14 protein-coding genes are annotated in these 16,898 nt (G+C 59.6%); 9 read left to right on the top strand and 5 right to left on the bottom strand.

What is annotated here, in order from left to right:
* The first annotated feature begins 13 nt into the window (after positions 1-13).
* A complete protein-coding gene (locus tag ATY79_RS25610) occupies positions 14-484 on the top strand; it encodes a Crp/Fnr family transcriptional regulator (RefSeq protein ID WP_088705298.1) in 471 nt (156 codons plus the stop codon).
* Between the two features lie 75 nt (positions 485-559).
* Here the strand turns inward: ATY79_RS25610 and ATY79_RS25605 are convergent, their stop codons facing one another.
* On the bottom strand, positions 560-1,891 hold the full coding sequence (locus ATY79_RS25605; protein ID WP_088705297.1) for an MFS transporter: 1,332 nt from the start codon (positions 1,889-1,891) through the stop codon (positions 560-562).
* 381 nt (positions 1,892-2,272) lie between these two features.
* On the opposite strand from ATY79_RS25605, the gene cyoA reads away from it, so the two are divergent.
* Genes cyoA through ATY79_RS25575 form a run of 5 tightly spaced genes read left to right on the top strand, consistent with a single transcriptional unit; the run spans position 2,273 to position 7,323 of the window.
* Positions 2,273-3,448 carry a ubiquinol oxidase subunit II gene (gene cyoA, locus ATY79_RS25595; protein WP_088705295.1) on the top strand — a complete coding sequence of 392 codons (1,176 nt, stop codon included), beginning with the start codon at positions 2,273-2,275 and terminating at the stop codon, positions 3,446-3,448.
* 46 nt (positions 3,449-3,494) lie between these two features.
* Positions 3,495-5,498, top strand: a complete 2,004-nt coding sequence (gene cyoB, locus ATY79_RS25590) for a cytochrome o ubiquinol oxidase subunit I (protein ID WP_088705294.1) — start codon at positions 3,495-3,497, stop codon at positions 5,496-5,498.
* Between the two features lie 4 nt (positions 5,499-5,502).
* Positions 5,503-6,123: a cytochrome o ubiquinol oxidase subunit III gene (gene cyoC, locus ATY79_RS25585; protein ID WP_088705293.1), complete on the top strand. Its 621-nt coding sequence runs from the start codon at positions 5,503-5,505 to the stop codon at positions 6,121-6,123.
* Positions 6,120-6,521, top strand: coding sequence for a cytochrome o ubiquinol oxidase subunit IV (cyoD, locus tag ATY79_RS25580; protein WP_088705292.1), 402 nt, complete (start codon positions 6,120-6,122; stop codon positions 6,519-6,521). Before cyoC ends, cyoD begins: the two co-directional genes overlap by 4 nt.
* 46 nt (positions 6,522-6,567) lie before the next feature.
* A complete protein-coding gene (locus tag ATY79_RS25575; protein WP_088705421.1) occupies positions 6,568-7,323 on the top strand; it encodes an SURF1 family protein in 756 nt (251 codons plus the stop codon).
* Here ATY79_RS25575 and ATY79_RS25570 read toward each other — a convergent pair whose 3' ends face one another.
* Entirely contained in the window at positions 7,324-8,730 is a 1,407-nt protein-coding gene (locus ATY79_RS25570; protein WP_088705291.1) for an FAD/NAD(P)-binding protein, read from the bottom strand.
* A gap of 450 nt (positions 8,731-9,180) precedes the next feature.
* On the opposite strand from ATY79_RS25570, the gene ATY79_RS25565 reads away from it, so the two are divergent.
* From ATY79_RS25565 to ATY79_RS25555, 3 genes are read left to right on the top strand one after another with little or no spacing between them, the layout of a single operon-like run.
* Positions 9,181-10,989: an ABC transporter ATP-binding protein gene (locus tag ATY79_RS25565; protein ID WP_088705420.1), complete on the top strand. Its 1,809-nt coding sequence runs from the start codon at positions 9,181-9,183 to the stop codon at positions 10,987-10,989.
* Positions 10,990-11,000: 11 nt separating this feature from the next.
* Entirely contained in the window at positions 11,001-12,899 is a 1,899-nt protein-coding gene (locus tag ATY79_RS25560) for an ABC transporter ATP-binding protein (RefSeq protein WP_088705290.1), read from the top strand.
* 50 nt (positions 12,900-12,949) lie between these two features.
* Positions 12,950-13,981, top strand: coding sequence for an aldo/keto reductase (locus ATY79_RS25555; RefSeq protein WP_088705289.1), 1,032 nt, complete (start codon positions 12,950-12,952; stop codon positions 13,979-13,981).
* Between the two features lie 39 nt (positions 13,982-14,020).
* Here ATY79_RS25555 and ATY79_RS25550 read toward each other — a convergent pair whose 3' ends face one another.
* Genes ATY79_RS25550 through ATY79_RS25540 form a run of 3 tightly spaced genes read right to left on the bottom strand, consistent with a single transcriptional unit; the run spans position 14,021 to position 16,814 of the window.
* Complete coding sequence (locus ATY79_RS25550; protein WP_088705288.1) at positions 14,021-15,091, bottom strand: ABC transporter ATP-binding protein; 1,071 nt, start codon at positions 15,089-15,091, stop codon at positions 14,021-14,023.
* The gene (locus ATY79_RS25545; RefSeq protein ID WP_088705287.1) at positions 15,088-15,915 is read right to left on the bottom strand and encodes a carbohydrate ABC transporter permease; all 828 of its coding nucleotides are present in this window, start codon (positions 15,913-15,915) and stop codon (positions 15,088-15,090) included. Before ATY79_RS25545 ends, ATY79_RS25550 begins: the two co-directional genes overlap by 4 nt.
* Positions 15,912-16,814, bottom strand: a complete 903-nt coding sequence (locus ATY79_RS25540) for a sugar ABC transporter permease (RefSeq protein ID WP_088693981.1) — start codon at positions 16,812-16,814, stop codon at positions 15,912-15,914. The genes ATY79_RS25545 and ATY79_RS25540 overlap by 4 nt, the downstream gene beginning before the upstream one ends.
* Between the last annotated feature and the right edge of the window lie 84 nt (positions 16,815-16,898).

Genomic DNA, 16,898 nt, shown 5'->3' with positions numbered 1-16,898 from the left:
GGGTAGTACGCATATGCTACTGAGAGACGAAGTCGAAATGCTGCGGCGCGTGCCGATCTTTGCGAGGATTGCGCCTGCGAAACTCAAGCTGTTGGCCTTCACTTCCGATCGAATGACATACAATATCGGTCAGGACCTCTTCCATCAGGGCGATCCAGGGGACGCCGCCTATGTCGTCTTGTCCGGTACCGCCGACATTCTTGTCCACTCCTCCGCCGGTGATATCAAGGTGGCCGATGTGGAGCCCAACTCAATTGTCGGTGAGATCGCCATTCTGTGCGATGTCTCCCGTACCGCGACAGTTCGCGCGACATCGCCCCTGGAAGTTCTGCGCATCAGCAAGGAACATTTCCTGAAATTGCTGAGCGATTTCCCTGAAATGGCCGTTGAGATCATGCGTGTGCTTGCAGATCGCCTCAACCACACGACGGCTGAGCTGACGGCAGCGCGTGCGGCCAAGCAGCCGCAGGTAGCGGCAATGTAACCTTCCACCTTTCTCTAAATGCAAAAAAAGGCCCGCCTCGTGATCGTAAGGCGGGCCTTGTTGTCGTTTGCACGATCAGTCTCGCTGCTCGAGTGCCCTGCTGAATGCCAGTGCAGCAAGGGTACACAACGCGCCAGACAGCAGATAGTAGCCGACGAACGGCAGGCCGAAACGGCTGGACAGAGTGAGCGCGACGAGCGGCGCAAAGCCGGCGCCGACGAGCCAGGCAAGGTCGGACGTGAAAGCCGCGCCGGTGTAACGGTAGCCCCTGCCGAAGCGCGACGAAATCGAGCCGGTCGCCTGGCCGAACGACAGGCCAAGTACGCCGAAGCCGATGATGACAAAGGCATCCTGCCCGTCAGAGCCCGAGCCCATCAGGATCGGACCAATGAAGCTGAAGATCGCGATGAGGACCGCGCAGATGGCAAGGTGGGCACGCCGGCCGATGCGATCTGCGATCACTCCGGAGACGACGACGGCGACCAGACCGACCATGGCGCCAATGATCTGCACCACCATGAAGGCGCCGACAGGCTGGGTTCCGTAGAGGTACATCCAGCCAAGCGGGAAGATGGTCACCAGGTGGAACATGGCAAAGGTTGCGAGCGGCACGAACGCGCCAAGCAGGATATCACGTCCATGAACGCGCAATACGCTGCGGATCGGTGCTGCCTCCAGCTCATGTTGTTCCAGTGCTGAGCCGAATTCCGGTGTCATGACGAGACGCAAGCGGGCAAAAAGCGCAACAACGTTGATCGCAAAGGCGACAAAGAACGGATAACGCCAGCCCCAGCTCAGGAAATCCTCATTCGACAGGTTGGCGATGAAATATCCAAACAGCACGCTTGCCAGCGCAAAGCCGATGGGGGCGCCGATCTGCGGGATCATCGCGTACCAGCCGCGGTGGTTTGGCGGCGTGTTGAGTGCAAGCAGCGAGGCCAGGCCATCCCATGCGCCACCGAGCGCAAAGCCCTGGCCGAGCCGGAACAGGGCCAGCAACGCGATCGACCAGGCGCCGATCTCGTCATAGCCGGGCAGGAACGCGATTGACGCCGTGGAGCCGCCGAGCAGGAACAGTGCGATCGTCAGCTTGGCGCCGCGGCCGTAGATGCGGTCGATGGTCATGAACACGACAGATCCGACCGGGCGCGCCAGAAATGCGAGCGAAAAGATCGCAAAGGAATAGAGCGTTGCCGTCAGGCGGTCGGGCGCGAACGGAAAGACAAGCTGAGGGAAAACCAGCACGGATGCCAGGCCGTAGACGAAGAAATCGAAGAATTCGGACATGCGCCCGATAACGACGCCGATCGCGATGCTGCCAGGTGACACCGGCTTGTCGGCATGAATCCGCCTTGCATCCTGTTCCATCGATGTCGACGATGGTCCGTAGTGTGTAGTAGTCGCCATTCAAATGCCTCCCTCGTTGAGGCACTCTGTGGCAAAGCGCCTCACCAGCGATCTTGATCAAACCACTGAGCTTATCAAGTCCGATCGACGTAAATAGTTCATCCTCCGCCACGAAAATTGGATGTGGACGAAAAATCGGAGTTCACGCCGCGAAATCGGGCCGCAAAAGGCTGGCATCATCGGCCTTCGCGGATATATTAGCCCCTCAAAAAGGGTGGCGCGCGAAAATCCTTCGAATTGCTTTCAGGATTTTGACATCCTGCGCCATGTGCCTTATCCCGCAGTGCGGCATTTCTGCTGCGCTGCGACCAAACACCTCATGTTGCTATCCGGTACAGTGCTTTAGTCGCGGTTTGGACGAAACAAGAAGAGCATAGAGACGTGCAAAAACTGCCAAAGTTTTCCCGCCATCTCCTCGTTCTGCCACTGCTTTTGGCGCTGGCAGGATGCAATTTGGTGGTCATGTCGCCTTCGGGCGATATCGCCATGCAGCAACGCGACCTGATTATCGTGTCGACGGTTTTGATGCTGCTGATCATCGTACCGGTGATCTTTCTGACACTGCTGTTTGCCTGGCGTTATCGCCGTTCCAACACGGCCGCCACCTATGATCCGGAATGGCATCATTCAACACGTCTCGAGGTGGTCATCTGGTCAGCGCCGCTGGCGATCATCATCGCGCTCGGGGCGATCACCTGGATCAGCACGCACAAGCTCGACCCCTTTCGTCCTCTCGATCGGATTGACGCTGAGCGTGCCATTCCGGCCGATACCAAATCGCTGACTGTCGAAGTCGTCGCACTCGACTGGAAATGGCTGTTCTTCTATCCCGAACTCGGCATTGCGACCGTCAATGAAATGGCGGCGCCGGTCGACATTCCGATCAGTTTCAGGATTACCTCCTCGTCGGTAATGAACTCGTTCTATATTCCCGCGCTCGCCGGCCAGATCTATGCAATGCCCGGCATGGAGACCAGGCTGCATGCCGTCATCAACGAGGAAGGCGTCTTCGACGGCTTTTCGGCCAACTACAGCGGTGCGGGCTTCTCGCACATGCGCTTCAAGTTCCATGGCGTAGACCAAAAGGGCTTCGATCAGTGGGTGGCGCAGGTAAGGGAAAAGGGCACCGCCTTGAACCGGGACACCTATCTGAAGCTAGAGCGTCCGAGTGAGAGGGAGCCGGTGCGTTACTTCTCGTCGGTCGACAAGGATCTCTTCAATGCAATCCTCAACATGTGCGCGGCGCCCGGCAAGATGTGCATGAACGAGATGATGCACATCGACAAGATGGGCGGCGGCGGCAAGGAAAGCGCCGAAAATCGCGAGAAGCTGCGCTATGACGACCGTCATGCCGATCAAACCAGTGGCGAACATGGGGCTGTTTCAGGCGAAAGCCATGATGCCAACGAAGTCAAGCCGTCAGACGCCACGAGCGGCACTGAGAATACCAACGACATGCAAGACATGCCGGGAATGCAACATGACGGTCACGCGATGCCTGGCATGGACAGCAAAAGCGGCGGCGAGACGACGCCTGCGCAATCCAACAGCAACTAAGACCTGGCGCTTTGCGTCGATACGACATCAATGAACGGGTTAATCCATGTTTTCCAATCCTGACCTCCTGAAGTTCATCTTCGGTCGGTTGACCCTAGAATCGATCCCCTATCACGAGCCGATCCTGGTCGTGACCTTCGCCGTCGTAGCCCTTGGCGGCATCGCGCTTCTGGGTGTTGTTACCTACTTCAAGCTCTGGGGCTATCTCTGGCGTGAATGGCTGACGAGCGTCGATCACAAGAAGATCGGCATCATGTACGTCATCCTGGCGCTGATCATGCTGCTGCGCGGCTTCTCAGATGCCATCATGATGCGCTTGCAGCAGGCGCTTGCCTTCAATGGATCGGCCGGTTACCTGCCGCCGCATCACTACGACCAGGTCTTCACCGCCCATGGCGTCATCATGATCTTCTTCATGGCGATGCCGTTTGTTACCGGCCTGATGAATCTTGTGGTGCCGCTACAGATCGGCGCACGCGACGTTTCCTTCCCGTTCCTGAACAACTTCTCGTTCTGGATGACGACCGCAGGTGCGATCATCGTCATGATCTCGCTTTTTGTCGGCGAATTCGCCCAAACCGGCTGGCTTGCCTATCCGCCGCTGTCGGGATCCGACTATAGTCCGGGCGTCGGCGTCGACTACTACATCTGGGGCTTGCAGGTCGCCGGTGTCGGCACGACCCTGTCAGGGATCAATCTGATTGCGACCATCGTGAAGATGCGTGCACCCGGCATGAGCTTCATGAAGATGCCGGTCTTCACCTGGACGGCGCTCTGCACCAATATCCTGATCGTTGCGACCTTCCCGATTCTGACTGCGACCCTGGCGCTGCTGTCGCTCGACCGCTATGCGGGAACGAACTTCTTCACCAACGACCTCGGCGGCAATCCGATGATGTATGTCAACCTCATCTGGATCTGGGGCCACCCGGAGGTCTACATCCTTGTGCTGCCGGCGTTTGGCATCTTCTCGGAGGTCGTTGCCACCTTCTGCGGCAAGCGCCTCTTCGGTTACGCCTCGATGGTCTACGCCACCTGTGTAATCATGATCCTGTCCTACCTCGTCTGGCTGCACCACTTCTTCACGATGGGTTCGGGCGCCAGCGTCAACTCCTTCTTTGGCATCACCACGATGATCATCTCGATCCCAACGGGAGCAAAGATGTTCAACTGGCTGTTTACGATGTACCGGGGACGCATCCGCTACGAAGTACCGATGCTGTGGACGATCGGCTTCATGGTGACATTCGTGATTGGTGGCATGACCGGCGTCCTGCTGGCTGTTCCGCCCGCAGACTTCGTGCTGCATAACTCGCTCTTCCTGATCGCCCACTTCCACAACGTCATCATCGGCGGCGTCGTGTTCGGCCTGATGGCTGGAGTCACCTACTGGTTTCCGAAGGCATTCGGCTACAAGCTCGATCCTTTCTGGGGCAAGATGTCCTTCTGGTTCTGGTTGATTGGCTTCTACTTCGCCTTCATGCCGCTCTACGTGCTCGGCCTGATGGGCGTGACCCGCCGTGTGTCGCAGTTCGAGGATCCGTCCTTGCAGATCTGGTTCATCATCGCCGCCTTTGGCGCTGTCCTGATCGCGATCGGCATTGCCTCCTTCATCATCCAGCTGGTCGTCAGCTACTTCAAGCGCGAAGAGCTGCGCGACACGACTGGCGATCCGTGGGATGGGCGTACGCTGGAATGGTCGACTTCCTCGCCGCCGCCGGACTACAACTTCGCCTTCACGCCCGTCGTCCACGACCATGATTCCTGGTACGACATGAAAGCGCGCGGCTATGCTCGCCCGCTGGAAGGCTTCAAGCCGATCCACATGCCGAAGAACACCGGGACCGGTGTGATCCTCGGCGCACTCAGCATCGGGCTGGCTTTCGGGCTCATCTGGTACATGTGGTGGCTCGCCTTCCTGTCGTTCTTCGCCATGATTGCGGTCGCGATCGGCCATACCTTCAACTACAAACGCGACTTCTACATCCCAGCCGAGCAAGTCACGGAAACCGAAGGCAAGCGCACGGCGCTGCTTGCCGAGCAGGTGTAAGACCATGAGCGATACTATGATCGACAAGGCCAATAAGCCTGAATTCTACCTGACCGAGGAGCACCATCCGGAAGGCAGCACGATGCTGGGCTTCTGGCTCTACCTGATGAGCGACTGCCTCATCTTCGCAGTGCTCTTTGCCACCTACGCCGTTCTCGGCCGCAACTACGCGGCTGGTCCCTCGCCGGCCGATCTCTTCGATCTGCCGCTGGTGGCGATTAACACGTCGATGCTGCTTCTGTCGTCCATCACCTACGGCTTTGCGATGCTGCAGATGGAGCGGAAGGAGAAGAGTGCGACGCTCTTCTGGCTTGCCATTACCGGCCTCTTCGGTCTGGCCTTCCTTGGGATTGAACTCTATGAGTTCGGGCACATGGTCCACGAGGGCGCGGGTCCGACCCGCAGCGCCTTCCTGTCCGGCTTCTTCACGTTGGTCGGCACGCACGGTCTGCATGTCACCTTCGGCATTGTCTGGCTGATAACCTTGATGGTGCAGGTACAGCTGCGCGGTCTGATCCCGGAAAATCGCCGCCGCCTGATGTGCCTGTCGATGTTCTGGCACTTCCTCGACGTCGTGTGGATCGGCGTCTTCTCCTTCGTCTACCTTATGGGAGTTCTCGGATGACCTCCAACGCACCCGCAACCGAAGACGCTCACGAAGCCCATCACGGCCACAGCCACGGACACGAGGCGGCCCACGGCACCTTCAAGAGTTATATGATCGGCTTCGTGCTGTCGGTTATCCTGACGGCGATCCCGTTCTGGCTGGTCATGGCCGGCGTGTTCGAAAATCCGTCGATAACGGCCGTCTGGGTCATGGGGCTCGCTGCCGTGCAGATCGTCGTTCATATGATCTTCTTCCTTCATATGAACCCGCGCTCGGAAGGCGGCTGGACGATGATGGCGCTGATCTTCACGCTACTGCTCGTCGCCATTGCGCTCGCCGGCTCCCTCTGGGTCATGCATCATCTGAATACCAACATGATGCCGATGAGCCCGGACATGATGAAGGCTATGCCGTAAAGGCAGGAGCGGGCGGCGGTCACGCCGCCCGCCAAGGTACTTGGCAATGGCCGACGTTCCCTCCAAAAATGCGCGAAGACAAAACGGTGCCGCCAGGCTCACCATATTCTGCGGCCTCATGGCGGTGCTGATTGCCGCCCTGGTTTCGCTCGGTGTCTGGCAGGTCGAACGGCTGTCGTGGAAGGAGGATCTGATTGCCCGCGTTGATCAGCGCGTGCATGCCGATCCGGTTCCTGCTCCGGCACGCGCCGAATGGGGGCAGGTCACTCGCGGCGCTGACGAGTATCGTCATGTGACAGCCGAAGGCATCCTGCAAAACGACAAGGAAACGCTGATCTATGCGTCGACGACGCTCGGTGCCGGCTATTGGGTGATCACGCCTCTCAAGCTGGCCGATGGAACCTCAATCCTGATCAACCGCGGTTTCGTGCCGACAGACCGGCGCGATCCGGCGACACGCAGCGAAGGGCAGATTGCAACGCCGGTGAAAATCGCCGGACTGCTGCGGATCACGGAGCCGAAGGGCACCCTGATGAAATCCAACGATCCGGCCAATGATCGCTGGTATTCACGCGATGTGGCCGCGATCGCCGATCGCCGTCATGTCGGCGATGTCGCCCCCTACTTTGTCGACGCTGACGCGACGCCCAATCCGGGCGGCCTTCCGGTCGGCGGGCTGACGCAGATCGCCTTCCCCAACAACCATCTGGTTTACGCGATTACCTGGTTCGCGCTGGCGATCATGGCTGCGGGACTGCTTGCCGTCGTCGTTCACGGAGAAATGCGGGCCCGTCGGGCCTGATCAGATCGCCCTGCTCCGGGGATAAAAACGCTGGGCGATATGATCCCCCACAGCGTAAGCCTGGCTGACGATTTCGGGAACAAGGTCGATGTCAGGCAGGCTGCCAAGGCCGAGCGGGCCGACGGCAAACAGGCCCTCAACCACGGAGCCATCATCCAGGCAAGGCTGGCCGCGCTGATTGACGGCGAGGCCGAGGGATAGTTCATCCGGCAGCGCCAGTCCTGCGCTGAGCAGGCTGGCAAGGAGAGGTGACGTCAATTGTGGCCCGCGGCAGCGGCAATCCAGGATACGCTCGGCGTGCACGATCTCGTCCGACTGCGAGCCGGCTGGTCGGAAAAAAAGACCGCCTAAGCCTTGTCGCCCCGCGATGCCACGGCGAAGAACCGTATTGCCGCCGGTCAATTCGCTCTGAAGGCGCGCATAGATGGCCTCCGGCAGTCGGTTTCGGTGACTGTCGTAGATGGCCCGAAGATGGCGGTTGAACTGGCGTTTTTGACGGGCTGGCAGCGCACGCCACAAAGACCGGGCGTGTTTGCGCAATCCGTTCATGACCGATTGCCAGCTTCGGCCCTCCTCCTCTGCCTGAAAGCAGGCAGTGCGGATGAAGCGCAGGATGTCGGGTAGACTTGACGGCAGAGCGTCCGCTGGAAAAACCGGATCAGCGGCGTTCGGTGTGTGGCTCTGCGGCAGGAAGCCGTGCTTCGAAAGAATGGTGACCTGACCCGCATAGCCGGCATCGCGCAATTGGAAGAGCTGATCGACGACCCTGATGCCGCTGCCGAGGAGCACCGTGTGGGGGCGCGCAATCAGACGCTGGCTTCTGACGGGAGACGGATCCTGCTCTGGCTCCTCTTCTTCCGGCAGGCCATAGCCGGTGGCAAGAATGACCGTGTCGAAGAGGGGATTGGCTGGATTGGTGCTCTCAAGCAAAAACCTGTTGCCGTGGCTTCTTCGGATCGCAGCAACCGGTTCGGCGCAAACCTGGACGGTAATGTCCTTGCGAGAGGACAGGGCCTCGGAAAACCGTTGGTAGACGTAGTCGCTGAAAATCTCCTTGGGCACGAAGATCTGGCGGAACCCCGGGATTGCCGCAGGTACGGCGGCGCGGAATTCCGCGTTGCTACAGAGCCAATCGTTGAAGTCGTCCGTATCGCCAGCGGAAACAGAAAGATCGCGTACGCGCGTGTTCAGGATCGTCGAGGCACGTGCCGACGAGAGCGCCTGCCCACCACTCACCGAAGAATTGGGGTCGAATAACTGCAGATGAAAAGGCCTACGCACCGTCTTCATCAGCGCGATCGCCGTCATCATCCCGGAAAAGCCGCGTCCGACGATGGCAAAACGCGGCGTGGCGGAGATCTGTGCCGCCGCAGCTGACTTCGAGGAAAACAGGCCTTGAACCGTCATCTCAACTCCCCTGCGACCTGTCGCATCGTGTCTCGATTGGTTTCAACGCGGCAAAGATTGGTCGCGCGTCTTGCTGGTTCACGCGGTTTTGAACCGCTGATTAGTCTATCAAACTGGTCGTGTATCAAAGCTCCAAAAGACGATTTAGGCAAGCCTTTTGTTCCAGTCCCTGCAGTCTGTTGAGGATAACCCATGGAAATTGCTTGGATCTTTCGATCGAGAAGGCCGCCGTATCGACGCCGCTTCCTATATTCGCCAGGCTCACGATAAAATAACCAATTGGTGAATTCTTGACTTGAAGGGCCGAAGGGAATCGGCAAAAGTAAGGGCGCTAATCAATCCTTTCATGGATTCGCCGTCTTTCCGGACCAGCGTCCGACCACACTTCTGTCTTGGAACATTACCGTGGGCAGCGATGCTTTAACACGTGCGACGACGCCGTCGGCTTCGATGGCGAAAGTGACCGCGGCAGGCTGGGGCAAAGGCCTCTTTACGCTCGTTCGCATTACGGTCATGGCGTTTCGTCATCCCTGGCAATCCGGTTGCGCCATTGGCGCAACCCTTGTCGCGTCCACGTTCCAGCTGATGATCCCTCGCCTGCTCGGCCGGGCTGTCGATCATACGCAGGTGGCAATGGAAGGCGGACAGGCGGGACAGATCGCGCAGGATGCGCTGCTGACGACGGCGCTGATGCTGCTCGGTGCGAGTGTCCTGCGTGGCATCTTCACGATGATCCAGAACTACTACAGCGAGAGCGTCGGCCACCATATTGGCTATGAGCTGCGCCTTGCCTGCTACGAGAAAATCCAGCGGCTCTCCTTCAGCTTCCATGACAGCGTTCACTCGGGCGATTTGATTACTGTCGGTCTGCTCGATCTAGAGGGCGTGCGCATGTATTTCTCAACGGCGCTGGTGCGCATGGTGTTGTTGACCATGCTGATTGGTATCGGCGCCTATATGCTGCTTTCCACCGACCTTGTCCTTGGTCTGCTTGCCCTGAGCTTCGTGCCCTTCGTTGCCTGGCGTTCCTCGGTCACGCAATTGCGGCTGCGCGCGACCTGGCTCGATCTGCAGGAGCGGCTATCGGTGCTGACACGCATCATGGAGGAAAATCTCGGTGGTATCCGCGTGGTGCGGGCCTTTGCCGCGCAGGCGCACGAGATGACGAAGTTCGAGACGGCCTCGAAGAACGCCCTTTCGCTTGCTCACCAGCGCGTCGGTATCCGCGTCGTCAATACCAGCGCCATGACCTTCTCCTTCTTCGCAGCCATGGGTCTCGTGCTGTGGATCGGCGGCGGCAAGGTGATGTCCGGCCAAATGACCGTTGGCACGCTCGCATCGTTTCTGACCTTCATGACGATCCTGCAGATGCCGGTCCGTCAGCTGGGCCTCATGGTCAATGCCTTTGCACGCGCCTCGACCTGCGGCACGCGCCTGTTCAACCTGCTCGACCTGGAAATTGCCGTGCGTGATGCACCCGACGCCAAGGATCTGGTGCTGACCGACGGCACGCTTCGCTTCGAAAATGTAAGCTTTTCCTATCCGAGCTCGCCGATGCATGAGGTGCTGCGCAATGTCTCCTTCGAGGCCAAATGCGGCGAGACGATCGGCATTGTCGGGCCCCCGGGCAGCGGCAAGTCGACGCTTGCCCATCTGATCCCGCGTTTTTACGACGTCACCAAGGGCAAGATCACCATTGATGGCCAGGATATCCGCAAGACGACGCTGCAGTCGCTTCGCCGGGCGGTGGCCGTTGTCCAGCAGGATTCCTTCCTGTTCACCACCTCGATCGAAAACAACATCGCTTACGGAGACCCTTGGGCAAAGGAAAGCCGCATCGAGCGCGCGAGCGAAAGTGCCCAATTGCACAACTACGTGCTTGGTCTGCCAACCGGCTACGGCACGGTGGTGGGCGAACGCGGCGTGTCGCTGTCTGGAGGGCAGCGCCAGCGTCTGTCGATCGCCCGTGCGCTGATGCTGAAACCCGCCGTCATGGTCTTTGATGATTCGACGGCGGCGATCGATGCGGCGACCGAACAGCGCATCCGCGCGGCGATGCGCAAATATGCGGCCGATCGCGTGACGATCATCGTTGCACACCGCTTGAGCTCGCTGATGCATGCCGACCAGATCCTGTTCGTCGAGAACGGCGAAATCGTCGAACGTGGCACACACGCGCAATTGCTGGCTCAGGGTGCACGCTACAAGGCGCTCTACGATCTGCAGCTGCGGCCGGGCGACGATGCGCTTCGCGCCTAGGGAGGAATGATATGGCCGAGGAACTGGAAACCGAACGCTCCGACGTTCGCGAGGATGGACGCCGGCCACCACGCGCGGTCGTCGGCTCCCACCGCGTCGAGGAGGAGATGTTCGGCAAGGCCTTCGACGGCAATATCATCAAGCGCATCTGGGCGTTCGTGAAGCCCTATCGCCGGCAGGTTCTATTGTCGGTGGCTGCGGTTTTGACGTTCACGGCCATGCAACTGCTGATCCCGCTGATCATCCGTTACGCGATCGATCACGGCATGCAGCCGGGCGGACGTCATTCAGCGCTGACATGGGCGATGATCGCCTTTCTCGTCGCGATCGTGATTAACTACTGCGCCAGCTACTGGCAGGAAACGCTGGTGGGCAACGTCGCGGAGGAGGTCCTTTTCGACATTCGCAGGGCGATGTTTTCGCACCTGCAGCGCGTGTCGCTCTCCTTCATGGACAAGACCGAGGTCGGGCGTCTCATGTCGCGTCTGCAGGGTGACGTCAATTCAATGCAGGAGTTTCTGGAAACCTCGGTCCTGTCGGTTGGTGATATCGCGCTGCTGTTTGGTATCGTCTTCGTCATGCTCTGTCTCGACTTCAAGCTCGGTCTTCTGACGCTCTCGGTCTTGCCGATCCTGTTTGTCGTCCGTCTCTTCTGGCTGCCGCTGGCCCGCAAGTCCTTCATGGCGGCGCACGAGACCAACTCGGTGGCCAACGGCGCATTGGCCGAAGCCATTCATGGTGTGCGCGCCGTCCAGAGCATGGACCGCCAGGGCGTCAACTTCATGCTCTATGACGACAAGGCCAAGGCAAACCTGAAGACGCACCTGACCGCAGCGCGCTACGCCCAGGTGATGGTGCCAATCGTGGACTCCTTGACCGGCGTTGCCATGGCGCTTGTCATTGTCGTGGGTGGTGCACGCGTCCTCAACCAGGCCCTCGACGTCGGCGTGCTCGTCGCCTTCCTGTTTTACATCCAGCGCTTCTTCGATCCAATCCGCTCGCTGACGCTGCAATATTCGGTGATGCAGCGCGCCATGGCCTCCGGTCAGCGGCTGACAGAGGTTCTCGACGTCCCCGTCGAGATCAGGGACGCGCCGAATGCGAAGGAGCTTTCCGCCGATATGGATGGCTCGGTGGAGTTTCGCGATGTGGTCTTCGGCTATCATCCCCAGCACCCGGTTTTGAAGCATGTGAGCTTCAAGGTGAACCCCGGCGAAACGGTCGCCCTTGTCGGGCCGACGGGCTCCGGCAAGTCAAGCTGCATGTCGCTCATCCACCGTTTTTATGATGTGCAGCAGGGACAAGTCCTGGTCGGCGGGCACGATGTGCGCGAGCTGACACAGGATTCGCTCGGCAACCAGATCGCCATGGTCCTTCAGGAGCCTTTCCTGTTCACAGGCACGGTTTTCGAGAACATCCGCTATCATAAGACGGAAGCGACCCGCGAACGGGTCATCGACGCGGCAAGGGCCGTCGGCGCTCATGACTTCATCATGCGCCTGCCACAGGGCTACGACAGCATGCTTGGCGAGCGCGGAGGCAATCTGTCGCTCGGCCAGCGCCAGCTTTTGAGCTTCGCCCGCGCGCTGGTCGCCGACGCGAAGATCCTCGTGCTCGACGAGGCAACCGCCAATATCGACAGCTATACGGAGATGCTGATCCAGAAGGCGCTCGTCAAGTTGCTTGAAAACCGCACCGGGCTGGTCATCGCCCATCGTCTAGCCACCATCAGAGAGGCCGATCGCATCATCGTCCTGCAGAACGGTGAGCTGATCGAGAGCGGCAACCACCAGCAGCTGATGAAGAACCGCAAGCTCTATTCGCGGCTCTATAACCTGAACTACGCGTCCTTCGACGACATTCCGGACGCCGTACTCGAAGAAACGACGGCGAACGGTTCAGCGACTTAAAATCCAGCCTTCCAAGCACCACCGCCACTATTCGAAGAGGAGGATCTTCCATGGATTACCGCAAGCTTGGCCATAGCGGGGCAGTTGTGACCGCTTACTGCCTTGGCACCATGACATTCGGTGCGGAAGCCGACGAAGCTGCATCGCACAAGCTGCTCGACGATTATTTTGCCTGGGGCGGAAACTTCATCGACACCGCCGACGTCTATAGTGCCGGCACGTCCGAAGAGATCATCGGACGCTGGCTCAAGGCGCGCCCGACCGAAGCAAAGCAGGCCGTGATCGCGACCAAGGGAAGGTTCCCGATGGGGCCTGGTCCGAACGACATCGGCCTTTCGCGCCGCCACTTGAATCAGGCGCTCGACGCCTCGCTTGCGCGGCTCGGCGTCGAGCATATCGATCTTTATCAGATGCATGCCTGGGACGCGCTGACACCGATCGAGGAGACGCTGCGCTTTCTCGATGATGCCGTCTCTGCCGGCAAGATCGCCTATTACGGCTTTTCCAACTATGTCGGATGGCAGATCGCCAAGGCTGTCGAGGTCGCCAAGGCGCGCGGCTACAGTCGGCCAGTAACGCTGCAGCCGCAATATAATTTGCTGGTACGCGACATCGAACTGGAGATCGTCGCTGCATGCCAGGATGCCGGCATGGGCCTGTTGCCATGGTCACCGCTGGGTGGCGGTTGGCTGACGGGCAAGTATCAGCGCGACCGCATGCCGGCGGGTGCTACCCGGCTCGGGGAGAACCCGAGCCGCGGTATGGAATCGTATGCGCAACGAAATGCGCAGGAACGGACATGGGCGATCATCGAGACGGTGGAAGCCATCGCCAGGGCCCGTGGCGTCACGATGGCGCAGGTGGCACTTGCCTGGACGGCGGCACGACCTGCCGTGACGTCGGTCATTCTTGGAGCGCGAACGAGCGAGCAGCTCGCGGACAATCTCGCTGCGGCAAGGCTCTCGCTTTCCGAAGACGAGATGGCGACGTTGAACGACGTCAGCCAGCCGCAAGTGGCCGACTACCCTTACGGCGCCGGCGGCACCAACCAGCGGCATCGCAAGATCGAAGGCGGACGATAGGGATCAATAGGGCGGCCGGATTTCCGGCCGCCCTATTGATCAGAGACGCACGCCGCTTGTCTCGTCGAAAAGATGCAGCTGTGACGGATCGATGATCACGCCGATCGCCTCGCCAGCCCGTGCGGTTCCGCGGCCCGTCTCGACGATCGTCAGCTCGGGTGTCGTCTCTGCCGTGACGAAGGTGGATGAGCCGGTCGATTCCACCACTGCCACCGGCACATCGAACGTGCCCTGCCCCGGCGCCGTTACGCCGATATGCTCGGGGCGAATTCCGGCAGTCACCTTGCTGCCCGGTTGAATCTGGTGGTCGATCGCGATCTTGTGCTTCACGCTGCCGAGATTAACCGTCAGGCTCTTGCCGTCTTCGCTGACAACAGCCGGGACGAAGTTCATGGCGGGAGAGCCGATGAAGCCTGCAACGAACTTGTTGGCAGGCTTGTCGTAGAGATCGAGCGGCTTGCCCTGCTGCTCGATCACACCGTCGCGCATGACGACAACATGATCGGCCATCGTCATTGCCTCGATCTGGTCGTGGGTGACATAGACGGACGTAGCACCCAGGCGATCATGAAGCGCGCGGATTTCCTTGCGCATGTGAACACGCAGTGCCGCATCAAGGTTGGAGAGCGGCTCGTCGAACAGGAATGCTTTCGGATGGCGGATGATGGCGCGGCTCATCGCGACACGCTGGCGTTGGCCACCTGAAAGCTCGCGCGGATAACGCTTCAAGAGATGCGACAGGCCTGTGGTCGCCGCAACCTCTTCGGCGGCTTTCCTGGCGTCAGCCTTGGCGACACCGCGAATGCGCAGGCTGTATGTCAGGTTCTCCTCGACAGTCATGTGCGGATAAAGCGCATATGACTGGAAAACCATGGCGACGTCGCGCTTGCGCGGCGGCACGTTGTTCATCAGTTCACCGGCGATCTTCAATTCGCCTTCGGAAATGCTTTCAAGGCCCGCGAGCGAACGAAGCAGGGTGGACTTGCCGCAGCCGGACGGACCGACGAGCGCGACGAACGTGCCTTTTGCGATCGACAGATTGATATTCTTCAGCGCATGGAATGCGCCGTAGTGCTTGTTGACGCCGCTGAGCTCGATCTGATTGGTCATTTGAGGGCTCCAGAGGTGAGGCCGGATACGATGCGGCGCTGCAAGAGAACAAAGATGGCAAGGATCGGCGTCACATACATCGTCGCATAGGCCATGATGTTGTTCCACTCGTTGGTGTTCGGTCCCATGAAGGAGTTGAGACCGACGCTCGCCGGCTGAAGATCGACCGCCTGGATCATCGACTTCGAATAGACGAATTCGCCGAAAGCCTGCATGAAGATCAGGATGGCGCTGATCAGAATGCCGTTGCGGGCAAGTGGCAACACGATGTTGAAGAAGGCACCGACGCGGCTGTTGCCATCGACAAGCGCGGCCTCCTCGAGTTCCATCGGTACCGCCATGAAGGTGGCGCGCACCAGAACGACGAAGAAGGGCATGCTTTTGGCGGCAATCGCAATGATGACGGCAAGGCGCGGATAGTTGAGCATGCCAAATTGCGAGAAGCCAACGAAGATCGGCGTCACCATCAGCGATGCCGGCAGCACCTGCAGCATCAGGATCAGGAAGAGGCCGACATCCACCCAGACGTTGCGGTAGCGCGCCAGAACATAGGCGCAGCCGACGCCGAGGACGGTGATCAACGTGACGGCTCCGACGGCGATGACCAGCGAATTCCAGAGATACCGGCCCATGCCGCGGCTTTCCCAGACATAGCCGAAGGTGCCCCATTGCGGATCGCCCGGCCAGAAGCTCGGCGGCGTCGCAAACATCTCCGATCCGCCCTTAAGGGCCGTGATGTACATCCAGTAGAGCGGGAACAGGTAGATCGCCGCCATGACGATGGCGATCACCAGCATAAGGCGGTTGCGTGTCGTCTCACTCATCCGCGCACCTCATGGCGTGTGGAGCGGACATAAACGACCGATGCGAACATGACGAAGATGATCATGATGACGGAAATGGTCGCGCCCTTGGCGAAATCATACTGGCGGAAGGACAAATCCCAGGCCCAGTATTGCGTGACGTTGGATGAGTTGTTCGGACCGCCCGAGGTGATTGCGGCAAAGAGGTCGAACTGCTGCAGCGTGAAGATCAGGCCAAGCGCGATGATTGCGCCGATCGTGGAACGCATCATCGGCAGCGTGATCGTCCAGAAGCGTTGCCAGGCGTTGGCGCCATCAAGTTCAGCGGCCTCATAGAGGTCGCCGGGGATGCCCGACAGGCCGACCGACAGCAAGATCATGTTGAAGGCAGTCCCCAACCAGACATTGGCGATGATGACAGCATAGAGCGAAAAGTGTGGATCGGAGCGCCAGAAGATGTTGCCGCCGATGATGCCGCTCTCCTTCAGGATGAAGTTGAGGACACCGAAATCGCCCGAGAGGATCCAGTTCCAGATCGCGCCGACGACGAGCCCGGGCATGACCCAGGAAACGAGGAACAGGCCGCGCAGCCACGAGGCGCCGGGGAAATTGACCCAGAAGAACAAGGCGAGACCGAAACCGATCAGAAACTGCCCGGCGATCGAGCCGATGACGAAGATCACGGTATTGCCGAGGATCGGCCAGGTCTCCGGCTGGGCAAAGAGATCGGTATAGTTCTTGAAACCGACGAAGGGACGCGAGAAGGTTCCGAGGCTGAACATGTCAACCTCCTGGAAGCTCATCACCACATTGTAGATGAGCGGCAGTCCCGCCATCAAAAACAGGAACGCCAGTGGAAGGGCGACGAGCGTGATGTCGAAGCCGCGGCCGTCCCTGACGCTTGAGAAAATCCGTTTCATCGATCCTCCGATACTCCGAACGGGGCTGCCTTAAGCTCGCGCTGCAAGACAGCCCCTGCCGGGAGGAAATGGTAGGGATGGCCC

It is taken from the genome of Rhizobium sp. R693 (assembly GCF_002211315.1).
In the GTDB taxonomy this organism is placed as follows: Bacteria; Pseudomonadota; Alphaproteobacteria; order Rhizobiales; family Rhizobiaceae; genus Rhizobium.
Note: the sequence above shows the minus strand (reverse complement) of the source record. Positions and strands in the feature narration are given on the sequence as shown.

Coding starts and splice junctions, on each gene's coding strand:
- ATY79_RS25610 (WP_088705298.1), top strand. CDS start 14: ATGCTACTGAGAGACGAAGTCGAAATGCTGCGGCGCGTGCCGATCTTT.
- ATY79_RS25605 (WP_088705297.1), bottom strand. CDS start 1,891: ATGGCGACTACTACACACTACGGACCATCGTCGACATCGATGGAACAG.
- cyoB (WP_088705294.1), top strand. CDS start 3,495: ATGTTTTCCAATCCTGACCTCCTGAAGTTCATCTTCGGTCGGTTGACC.
- cyoC (WP_088705293.1), top strand. CDS start 5,503: ATGAGCGATACTATGATCGACAAGGCCAATAAGCCTGAATTCTACCTG.
- cyoD (WP_088705292.1), top strand. CDS start 6,120: ATGACCTCCAACGCACCCGCAACCGAAGACGCTCACGAAGCCCATCAC.
- ATY79_RS25575 (WP_088705421.1), top strand. CDS start 6,568: ATGGCCGACGTTCCCTCCAAAAATGCGCGAAGACAAAACGGTGCCGCC.
- ATY79_RS25570 (WP_088705291.1), bottom strand. CDS start 8,730: ATGACGGTTCAAGGCCTGTTTTCCTCGAAGTCAGCTGCGGCGGCACAG.
- ATY79_RS25565 (WP_088705420.1), top strand. CDS start 9,181: ATGGCGAAAGTGACCGCGGCAGGCTGGGGCAAAGGCCTCTTTACGCTC.
- ATY79_RS25560 (WP_088705290.1), top strand. CDS start 11,001: ATGGCCGAGGAACTGGAAACCGAACGCTCCGACGTTCGCGAGGATGGA.
- ATY79_RS25555 (WP_088705289.1), top strand. CDS start 12,950: ATGGATTACCGCAAGCTTGGCCATAGCGGGGCAGTTGTGACCGCTTAC.
- ATY79_RS25550 (WP_088705288.1), bottom strand. CDS start 15,091: ATGACCAATCAGATCGAGCTCAGCGGCGTCAACAAGCACTACGGCGCA.
- ATY79_RS25545 (WP_088705287.1), bottom strand. CDS start 15,915: ATGAGTGAGACGACACGCAACCGCCTTATGCTGGTGATCGCCATCGTC.
- ATY79_RS25540 (WP_088693981.1), bottom strand. CDS start 16,814: ATGAAACGGATTTTCTCAAGCGTCAGGGACGGCCGCGGCTTCGACATC.